Source organism: Butyrivibrio sp. FC2001 (assembly GCF_000424125.1).
Taxonomy (GTDB): domain Bacteria; phylum Bacillota; class Clostridia; order Lachnospirales; family Lachnospiraceae; genus Butyrivibrio.
Genome location: NZ_AUJH01000004.1, coordinates 378,297 through 388,365 on the forward strand (window position 1 = coordinate 378,297; position 10,069 = coordinate 388,365).

Genomic DNA, 10,069 nt, shown 5'->3' on the forward strand with positions numbered 1-10,069 from the left:
AATTCGCCGATTCGAGAACTGATAACTAAAGATGGATTTTATAATGGAAAGGCCTTGATGACAAGGCTTTTCTTTATTTGTTTCAACTATTAAAATATAAGGGTATGAAACCTTTTCTGAGCAAATTAGATATGATGAGTTTAAAAAAGTTGTGGAGAAAATTAGGACATTATAATCTGTAGAAGTGATTCATTTCGCTGATTAGATTTCAGTTAAAACTGACTAAGACAAACTAAAGATTTAGGGGCTGAACTAAGTGATAACTATTAAAGAATCAACATATGATGATATCAAGAATATACAAAACCTGTGGGCAGATGAAGACGTCATGCAGTATATCTGGCCAGGAGGATTGCATGAGACAGGGGAAGCAGTACGAGAATGGTTAGATAGATTCATATCTGCAAGACCAAAGCAAAATCATTATTCAATTTTTGAAGATGGCAAATACTGCGGTGAGACTCAATATCGTATTGATTCGGAAACTAAAAATGCTTCTTTGGATATTAAGTTATTTGAATTTGCCAGGGGCCGAGGGATTGCAACGCAGGCGCTACTATACTCTATTCAAGAAGCTTTTAAACAAGGAGCTGAAAATCTGTGGGTTGATCCCCATCCAGCTAATGCCAAGGCAATAAATTTGTACCGTAAGTTGGGATTTATTCAGAAAGAAATGCCTGAGTATGTTATTGCTTTAGGAGAAGATCCTTCTCTTTATATTTACATGGAACTGGGTAAAAAAGAATTCAATGATAAGTTTGAAAAATCTTGCGGGGCAATAGTATACACTATAGACGGTGGAGTAATAAAATATCTTTTAGTTGAGGAGATGAGCGGATCTCACAGCTTTCCAAAAGGACATATGGAAGAAGGCGAGACTGAAATAGAAACTGCGCTTCGTGAAATAAAGGAAGAAACAAATCTGAAAGTCGAGTTAGACACTGAATTTAGAGCAAGCGAACAGTATACGCTTTCAGAAAAACCTGGAGTGACAAAGCAGGTAGTTTATTTCCTTGCTAAGTATAAAGACTCATCTCCGAGCATAACAAGACCAGACGAGGTCAAAGCTCTGAAGATTCTTAAACTTGAAGATGCTATCAATACCATAGAGTATGATAACAAAAAAGAGATGCTTAAAAAGGCTGATAGCTATCTTAAGAGTAAGGCAGAGAATACTTTTTAAATTTCAGTATATATGACAATAGAGAGGTTGATATGAATTTTCTATTTGTAGCACTTGGTGGTGCCTTGGGTGCAGTAGCGCGATATGCAATAAGTCTGATTCCTGTTAAGACTTATTTTCCGATATTAACTCTGATTACAAATATCCTCGGTGCCATACTAATTGGATTCGTTGTTGGAATTACCAGTAACCGAGAAAGTGTATCTGATAATACCATTCTTTTCTGGAAGACAGGGGTGTGTGGAGGTTTTACCACATTCTCTACATTTTCCCTTGAAGCTTTTAATTTGTTTGAGAAGAAACAATATATGAATGGCGGATTATATGTGGTACTGAGTTGTTGTTGCTGCATATTTGGAATTCTATGCGGAAAGAAACTTGCGACGATAATAAAACTTTGAATTTCAGGATAATGAAATAAGCAAATCGGGATTAGTGGAGTAGAACATGGATAAAAAAAAGGCTTTGTCTGGCGCCATAACATTTATAACCCTGATGGGAATCGTAAGTCTGTTTTCGGACATGACTCATGAAGGCGCCAGAAGCATATTGGGCGAATATCTGAACCTCGCAGGGGCATCCGCTGCAACCATCGGATTTGTGTCCGGTATAGGAGAATTGTGCGGGTATTCACTAAGGCTCATATCAGGATTTATAGCAGATAAAACGAAGAAATACTGGACATTTGTTATCACAGGCTATGTAATACAGGCTCTGGCGATTCCTGCACTGGCACTCGTACCTGAACATGGCTGGATTTGGGCCTGCGGGCTTGTGATCCTGGAGCGTATCGGAAAAGCGATAAAAAAGCCTGCCAAAAACACATTGGTAAGCTTTGCGGCAAGCGAGATCGGAACCGGAAAAGGCTTTGCCTATCAGGAGTTTCTGGATCAGCTTGGCGCGTTTCTCGGACCGGTACTGCTTTTTGTAACAGCTCTTGTAAAAGGTACAGACGACCTTTTTACAACATATAGAATCTCTTTTGCGATACTGCTTGTTCCTGCAATGATCACCATAGCTCTTGTTTTGACAGCAAAGATAAGATACCCTGATCCGGAGATCTTTGAAAAGCAGGAAGATAAACCGGCAAGCTTTGAATTCAGGAAGTCATTTGTTCTGTTCATGGCGGCCATCTGCTTTTTTGCTTTTGGCTTTGCAGACTTCACCCTGATCACACTTCATTCGGCTAATACCGGAGCATTTAATGAATCCATGCTCAGCCTGCTATATGCTGGGGCAATGGCTGTGGATGCCTTTGCTGCACTATTCTTTGGCTGGCTTTATGATAAGGTCGGGCTGAAGGCTCTGATCATTTCCACACTATGCAGCACATTCTTCTCATATTTTGTTTTTATGACTGGAAATGCCTGGTTGATCGGAGCTGGGATAATTCTGTGGGGGATTGGAATGGGGGCGCAGGAAAGTATTATGAAAGCAGCTGTCAGCGGAATCGTCCCGCGTTCCATGCGAAGCACCGGTTTCGGAATATTTGAGACAGGATTTGGTATTGCGTGGTTTCTGGGCAGTTGGCTTCTCGGTGCCCTGTATGATTTGAATCCTGTGTATCTTGTCACTGTGTCTGTGGTATCACAGTTTCTGGCGATTGCATTTTATGTTTTATGCCTCCGGTGCAATAAGACAGAGTGCTAACAATTCCAGTTTGCTGGAATGAGCATTATATCCGAATTTTATGTTCTATTGGTGCTAAGGGAATTCCGGGGTCAAGCTTCATATGCGCAAGAATTACTTCGTTTACGCCAGGAAGGATCATTTCTCATGTTAGAAGAGGTCCTTGTTAATTATGGCAGTCTGCTCAAAGCGTTATCAAAGATATTTACGCAGATATCAGCCATTTGTTTTTCGTCTTCCTGCATCCCATCCCTGAACCAGCTTATGAGTATTTGTAAAATGGCAGCTTCGGCAGCAAGTCTGAGATACTTCTTTTCTGGGTCAGCTGTAGGATAGAGCCGCTCTGAGACCGCTTTTTCAAGAAAGAGTTCATTCTGAAGAATTCCGGCTTGGTCAAACAGAGATATTATATCTTTATCGTTTTTGACAGCCCGAAAAATATCTTCGAACCACAGATGTGGGTTTTCGTGCAGTTCGGGCTTTTCGCTGATCTCCGCTATACGCTTTATTATTTCATCCCCAAGCTCATGCAGGATATCTTCTTTATCTGTATAGTTTCGATAGAACGCCGTCCTTGATACTCCTGCACGGCGTACTATCTCGCTGATGGTGATCTTCTCATAAGGGTGTTCGCTCATTAGATGCATAAGCGAAAGCTGCAGACACTCTCTTGTCAGCTGATTGGACTCCTTATTATTCATCCTCAGAACTTCTTTTTTTTGCATTTCTGTTAAAGATTCTTTTGAGCTTTTCATTTTTTCTCCCTCTCGACGTTACAAAAAATGCAAGAATGTAACATCGGTTCACTTAAACGAAATATTGTCATGTCCGATGGTAGAGCCATTGTTATTAATATGCTGTGGCGTTACACTTGTTACATCAGAATAATTGTAGCATCGTTTGGGGAGGCATAACAAGTATGGAATTAGCAAAAAACATTTCTCACAAAGTACAAAGACAGGCTTTTAGCATACTGATTGACAGGTTCCTTGCAAATCTCGATAAAACGGAGAACAGGACTGCTACTTATCTTAAGCTTGTTGACCAGGCAGAGAAATTCTGGGGTAAAGATGGAGCCAGAAAAGAAAGCCTTGATAAAGTAAGAGCGGCATTTAAAGATCCGGATAACAGATGGGTTAAGTTTTTGAATAAAGTAATAGATGAGACAGATCCGCATGTTGCAAAGATGATGATGCTCAATCTTGGCTATGAGGCATTTTTCAGAGGCACAAAAATGATCAGGGCAAACAGGGAAAAATACGGATGCAATATCCCATGGCTTATTCTTTTTGACCCTACAAGCGCCTGCAATATGCACTGTGCGGGATGCTGGTCAGGTACTTATGGACCTAAGCACAATCTGTCTTTTGAAGATATGGACAAAATCGTTACCCAGGGAAAAGAGCTGGGAGTATATCTTTACATGATGACAGGAGGAGAACCTCTTGTAAGGAAGAAAGATATCTTGAAACTGGCAGAAAAGCACAATGATGTTGAGTTCTCTATCTATACCAATTCAACACTTATTGATGAGGATTTCTGTAAAGAAGTTGTAAGGCTTGGAAATCTCACATTCCAGCTTTCTATCGAGGGAACTCCTGAGACTAATGACGCAAGACGTGGCCTTGGTCATTATGATGCAGTAATGAATGCCATGGATCTACTCAAAAAGTACGGAATAGTTTATGGAACTTCCATCTGCTATACAAGAAACAACATCGAGGCAGTGACTGATCCCAAGTTCATCGAGTTCATTGCTGAAAAAGGTGCTAGATTCGGATTTTTCTTCCACTACATGCCGGTTGGAAACAATGCTGTTCCTGAGCTTATGCCTACAGTAGAGCAGCGAAAGAAGATGGTGGATCAGATAAGGTTCCTTAGAAGCGTCAAATGTGACCTGGGATTCTTCCCTATGGACTTCCAGAATGATGGTGAAGCTGTCGGTGGCTGCATCGCAGGCGGAAGAAACTATTTCCACATCAATTCAAGTGGAGATGCTGAACCATGCGTATTTGTCCACTTCTCCAACACCAATATACATACACATTCAATACTTGAGATGCTTCAAAGTCCTCTTTTCATGGAATACCATAAGGGCCAGCCTTTCAATAAGAACCATTTAAGACCGTGCCCTATGCTTGAAAATCCGGCTCTTTTAAGGGATATGGTCGAAAGATCAGAAGCTCATGGTACAAATGAAGAATCCGAAGAAAGTGTTGAGCATCTGTGTGCAAAGTGTGATGATTACGCAAAAGAGTGGGCGCCTGTAGCTGACGATATCTGGGCCGGACAGAAACACTATAAGAAGGCATATGAGAATTATGCAAAAAAGGATGAAAAGCCTCTAAACATAGTTGCATTTAAGCACAAACCCAGACAGCATCACTTTAAACATAAGAGAGCTTAAATGCCTCGAATTTTATAGTATTGTTGTTTCATTTACCCTGTCGAATAAAGTTTTATACTTTTCTTTTTCTGATGCAAGGCAGGTTTACAATGATCGGATGTCCCAAACCGGATGAGGGAGATTACACTGAGAAACTGACAGAAGTTATCAGTAACAAGGACATAAGGGATGTTACTATTGCAAGGATGGAAATGCCATGCTGCGTCGGTCTATGGTGTTCCGATGACTCATATAGCGTCGGAACACTTTTTTTATGTTCTAATGGTGCTCCGTGAATCCCTGGTTCAAGTCCCGTATGCGCATAAGTTAGCAATGCCGGAATACTAGAAGTCGCCTTTATCGATTTGTTATTTATTATTTATCGTATTTTAACATAATAATGTTAGAATGAAGTGTGAGTATCTAAAGCAAAGAACAAACAATAAGGCGAGTGTATCATGAAATCAAAAAGGATCCATACTACTATCAGCATAGCCCTCCTTTTCCTGGTAATCTATCTGGGAGTCTTTTTGACGCCTGTTTATGCCTCGTCTGATTCTCCTGCTACAGAATTTACAGTCGGTGTGCCTGTAGACAGATGTCCTATGTTTTACATTGATAAAGACAACGGCAAGATTGCAGGAATCGGCGTTGATCTTATGGAATCCGCTGCCAAAGAAGCTGGTTTCAATGTCGCATTCAAAGCTATAAGTGAATCAAATCTTAAGGAAGCCCTTGATAGTACTGAGTACGATCTTGTTATGCCCTTTGGAAGTGCTGTTTCAAGTGCATCTGGTCAAGCGACCATCGTATCTGACAATCTCATCCAGACCCCATTTACCCTTGTGACTACAGATAAGCACTCTATTTCTGACATAAATACCATCAGAGTAGGCATGCTAAAATCACAGGGCGGAGTAGCAGAAACTGTAAAGCAGTTATACCCTGGAATAACGATAAACCTTTACAATTCCATGGCTGATTGCATTAAAGCGCTTAGAAATGAAGAGGTAGATGCACTTTTACATAACTCATATGCGTGGAGCTATGTGCTTCAAAAGCCATCCTATAATGATCTTAAAGTACAGCCTTCTGCCATGTTTTCAATGGATTTTCGTGCCGGAACTCTTGAAACCCCAGAGGGAAAAAAACGAATTGAACTTCTGAACGAAGGAATTGCAGCTATTCCTGAAACCAAAAAACAGGCTATAGCCCTTGATTACACTACCAGAGATCTTTATGTATATACTTTTGAAGACTATCTCTACCAATATAAATACTTCCTTATTATTGGGACTATCCTTTTTGCTGCTCTTGTTATAATGCTTGTCCTAAGACAGAAAGCATATTTTGAAGAGCAGAAGGAAAAGATGCGGATAATGGAGGATATCGATCCTCTCACTGGTGTGCTCAGCCACAATGGATTCCGTAAAAAAGTTGAGGAACTACTCACTAACAACCCTGATACACCGTATACGATATCCTATAACAACATAAAAGACTTTAAGTTCATCAACGACAGCTTTGGCTGGAAGGCCGGAGATGAGCTGTTAAAATTTTGGACTGAGAGAAGCCTTGAAGTACTTACCGATAAAGAAGCTATAGGAAGGTATGATGGAGATCATTTTGTTATCCTTCGATGTATTGGCGGCAATGAACAGATTCTTCAGGATGAAAAATATATTTTGACTCCTGTTCGCAATTATTTTAGCGATCGTGGAAAAGACTTTGTTGTAAGGCTCTGCTCTGGTATTTATGTTCTTATGCCTGATGACTATAAAGACATAAACGTGGATAAGATGCTTGATTATGCCCGCATTGCAGAAAGAAAAGTCAGAGAATCCAAGAAAGAAGGATTTGAGTTTTATAACCCAAAGCAGTGGGACATGGGAAGGAAAAGTGCCGGTATCGCAAGTCGCCTTCCTGCAGCTATTGAGTCTGGGGAAATACAAGTATGGTATCAGCCACAGGTCAACTATAAGACTGGGATGATAACTGGTGCAGAGGCTCTTTGCCGCTGGAAAAGCAAGAAGGATGGAAACATTTCTCCGGGAGAATTTATTCCGGTTTTGGAAGATGCTGGGCTTATCTATGATCTTGACTGTCACGTTTGGGACACTGTGTGTAAGGATTTGAAGCGATGGAATGATCAGGGCAGACAACTGTGTGTATCAGTAAACCTATCAAGACTTGATATAGTAAAGAACCCTGATGTAGCCGACCACTTTAATACATTAAAAGAGTTCTATAACCTATTGCCTGGTCAACTTCGTATTGAGATAACGGAAAGCGCATATGTCGAAAACTCCGATACCATCATCAAAACAACAACCAAACTTCGTGAAGCAGGCTTTGAAGTTGAAATGGACGACTTTGGAAGTGGTTACTCATCACTGAATATGTTAAAAGAAGTTATCCTTGATCGCATAAAGCTTGATCTTCGATTTATTACCGGTTCAGGTGACCAAAAGATGGGTCGGACAATACTTAGCTACATGGTCCAGATGATCCATGCTATTGGAACTTCTATTATCGCAGAAGGTGTTGAGACACTGGAACAGGCTGATTTCCTCGGAAGTCTTGGATGTGAGGAAATGCAGGGATATTATTTCTACAAGCCTATGCCGGTAGATGAGTTTGAAGAATTAACGGAATATCCAACAAAGAAATAAAGCCAATAAAGAACGATGTCAGACAGGGGGTCCACCTCCCGCTGGAACGCGTTGCTAACGCAAATATCATTGCACAAAATTCCCCTTTTGTGATACGATTATTTTAGAAAAAGCGGAGGGGTTAAGTCATGGGTGAAAATTCAGAATATTACAATTCATTGAGGCAGAAACGCCGTAAAGATACTGAAAGCATTAAAAACATTCTTCCTCAGCATACACATGGATTTGTTGAGGAATGTCTTCTCAAATATCAGGAAAGCACCGCTTTTAATTATGCGCAGGATATTCTATTTTTCTACGGATTTCTCAAGGAAAAGAATCCACTGTGCAAGAATCTTGAAATCAAAGATATCCCCTTTGAAGTTGTCGAAAATCTTGGCCCTCAGGACATCAATGAATTCCAAAATTATGTTGCATCAGGCCACAAACCGGATAAAAAAGGCAATGTAAAGCCTGCTAAAGAACGTGCAATTGCAAGAAAAATGGCGGCTGTGCGGAATTACTATAAATATCTGATCAAATATGACTATCTTAAGATTGATCCCACAGTGAAAGCTGCTGTAAAGAAGAAAGAAAAGGTAAAGAAAGATATCCGAAGGCTGTATCCTGACCAGGTTCAGCTTCTAATGGATTCTGTCGCAGCTGTGAATTCTGCTAGTTACCATTCCAAAGTCATGTCTGAACCTACTGCAAAAAGAGATCTGGCAATTGTAACTCTTCTGTTAAATACTGGAATCCGCGTCTCGGAATGTGCAGGGCTTGATCTTTCAGATATAAATTTTGATGAAAATACAATTACTATCGTCAGAAAAGGCGGCGATGAAGATCATCTCTACATAAACGAGATTATCCGGAATACGCTGAGGGACTATATCAATCATGAACGCCCTTCCCTACTCAATGATTCTGAAGAACCTGCTCTCTTCATATCTCTTCAGCATAAGCGTTTATCGATAAGAAGCATCCAATATATGATTTCAAAATATGGAAAAAACACAGGACTTACTCAAAAACTCACCCCTCATAAGCTCCGTAGAACTTATGGTACAGCGCTTTATAACAGGACAAGTGATATTTATATGGTCGCTGATGTTCTGGGACATAAAGACGTAAATACAACTGTTAAACACTATGCTGCTATAGAAGAAGAACATAAAAGACAGGCATCCCAGGTAGACGTTTATGGAACTGATGATAACCAGGATAATGATTAAATTGCACACACTACAGTGCCCGTTTTTTTACAATTTTAGCTTTAATCCATTCGGCTTTTTACAGATTTTTCTTTAAAAGTACGGCTTTTTACATTTTCAAGCTTTATTTTTTTAAGTTAAAAAGTGTAAAAAGCCGTATTTTTGACTTTTTACACTCCTATCTTTAAACATATTACAACTTTAGCTTAAACCGACAAAAATCATGTGAAAAATTGAAAAAGAAATGTTATTATTCAGGCAATATATCTTTCTATTAAATGCGAGTTTTGTCAAAAGATATGCTATAATTTGATGGGAGGATGATTATGAGCCACGAATACAGAGATCAGCTTGATATAAAGAACAATGAGAAAATAAATGAGCTTTTAAATGAAATGCCAGAATTTGTCGAGTATTTCTATGACCACATGGTAGCCAAGGGGCGTTCAACAAACACAATCCTTGGATATATGTATGAAATAAATGTTTTTCTTAGATTTGTGCAGGTAATTGCCAAAAAAGATTCGGTAAAACACCTTGAAGTGACTGATCTTGAAAAACTGCGCCAGAACAACATCGAATCCTACATGGCAAAGTCTGAAAACGGCAAGGAACTGTCAAATAATGCGAAATGCAGGAAGCTCTCAGTACTCAGGACGTTGTATACATATTATATTGGCAATGAAATGATCACTAAAAATCCGACAGCTCTGACAGAAGGCCCAAAGATTAAAGCACATGATGTAATAAAGCTTTCAGATTCTCAGGTATCGGCGCTTTTAACCGCTATCAAAAGTCAGGATAAAATGTCTGAGCATGCAGTTAAATACAATGAGCGCATGGTTTCAAGAGATCTTGCGATAATGATGACTTTGCTTGGAACCGGTATGCGTATTTCCGAACTTGTCGGGCTTAACATTTCCGATATCGACAAAACTGATAAAACAAAAATATATCTGCGTATTGTAAGAAAAGGTGGCGATGAAGACAAAGTACGCGTTATTAC

Annotated in this window: 8 protein-coding genes and 1 pseudogene; 8 read left to right on the forward strand and 1 reads right to left on the reverse strand. The window is 39.8% G+C overall.

Annotation, left to right across the window (positions count from 1 at the left end; all coding sequences use genetic code 11):
- The first annotated feature begins 256 nt into the window (after positions 1 to 256).
- From G601_RS24665 to G601_RS0103885, 3 genes are read left to right on the forward strand one after another with little or no spacing between them, the layout of a single operon-like run.
- Positions 257 to 1,183, forward strand: a complete 927-nt coding sequence (locus G601_RS24665; RefSeq protein WP_013282472.1) for a GNAT family N-acetyltransferase — start codon at positions 257 to 259, stop codon at positions 1,181 to 1,183.
- 32 nt (positions 1,184 to 1,215) lie between these two features.
- On the forward strand, positions 1,216 to 1,584 hold the full coding sequence (gene crcB, locus G601_RS0103880; protein WP_013282473.1) for a fluoride efflux transporter CrcB: 369 nt from the start codon (positions 1,216 to 1,218) through the stop codon (positions 1,582 to 1,584).
- A gap of 46 nt (positions 1,585 to 1,630) precedes the next feature.
- The gene (locus G601_RS0103885) at positions 1,631 to 2,833 is read left to right on the forward strand and encodes an MFS transporter (RefSeq protein WP_026664527.1); all 1,203 of its coding nucleotides are present in this window, start codon (positions 1,631 to 1,633) and stop codon (positions 2,831 to 2,833) included.
- A gap of 149 nt (positions 2,834 to 2,982) precedes the next feature.
- Here G601_RS0103885 and G601_RS0103890 read toward each other — a convergent pair whose 3' ends face one another.
- Positions 2,983 to 3,567, reverse strand: coding sequence for a TetR/AcrR family transcriptional regulator (locus tag G601_RS0103890; protein ID WP_013282475.1), 585 nt, complete (start codon positions 3,565 to 3,567; stop codon positions 2,983 to 2,985).
- Between the two features lie 164 nt (positions 3,568 to 3,731).
- Here G601_RS0103890 and G601_RS21845 point away from each other — a divergent pair, with 164 nt between their 5' ends.
- The 5 genes and pseudogenes from G601_RS21845 to G601_RS0103915 form a co-directional block, all read left to right on the forward strand.
- Positions 3,732 to 5,219 (forward strand): radical SAM protein, encoded by a 1,488-nt coding sequence (locus G601_RS21845; RefSeq protein ID WP_013282476.1) that lies wholly within the window; start codon positions 3,732 to 3,734, stop codon positions 5,217 to 5,219.
- Positions 5,220 to 5,302: 83 nt separating this feature from the next.
- A pseudogene (locus tag G601_RS27415) lies at positions 5,303 to 5,431 on the forward strand (4Fe-4S ferredoxin); the annotation flags it as partial.
- 225 nt (positions 5,432 to 5,656) lie between these two features.
- Positions 5,657 to 7,870: an EAL domain-containing protein gene (locus tag G601_RS0103905; protein ID WP_026511803.1), complete on the forward strand. Its 2,214-nt coding sequence runs from the start codon at positions 5,657 to 5,659 to the stop codon at positions 7,868 to 7,870.
- Between the two features lie 128 nt (positions 7,871 to 7,998).
- Positions 7,999 to 9,084 (forward strand): tyrosine-type recombinase/integrase, encoded by a 1,086-nt coding sequence (locus tag G601_RS0103910; protein WP_022766958.1) that lies wholly within the window; start codon positions 7,999 to 8,001, stop codon positions 9,082 to 9,084.
- 305 nt (positions 9,085 to 9,389) lie between these two features.
- Positions 9,390 to 10,069 (forward strand): site-specific integrase (locus tag G601_RS0103915; RefSeq protein ID WP_026664529.1); only part of this gene is annotated, 680 nt, incomplete at its 3' end.

Excerpts from the sequence above, each read along its gene's own strand:
- crcB (WP_013282473.1), top strand. The coding sequence starts at position 1,216 with ATGAATTTTCTATTTGTAGCACTTGGTGGTGCCTTGGGTGCAGTAGCG.
- G601_RS0103885 (WP_026664527.1), top strand. The coding sequence starts at position 1,631 with ATGGATAAAAAAAAGGCTTTGTCTGGCGCCATAACATTTATAACCCTG.
- G601_RS0103890 (WP_013282475.1), bottom strand. The coding sequence starts at position 3,567 with ATGAAAAGCTCAAAAGAATCTTTAACAGAAATGCAAAAAAAAGAAGTT.
- G601_RS21845 (WP_013282476.1), top strand. The coding sequence starts at position 3,732 with ATGGAATTAGCAAAAAACATTTCTCACAAAGTACAAAGACAGGCTTTT.
- G601_RS0103905 (WP_026511803.1), top strand. The coding sequence starts at position 5,657 with ATGAAATCAAAAAGGATCCATACTACTATCAGCATAGCCCTCCTTTTC.
- G601_RS0103910 (WP_022766958.1), top strand. The coding sequence starts at position 7,999 with ATGGGTGAAAATTCAGAATATTACAATTCATTGAGGCAGAAACGCCGT.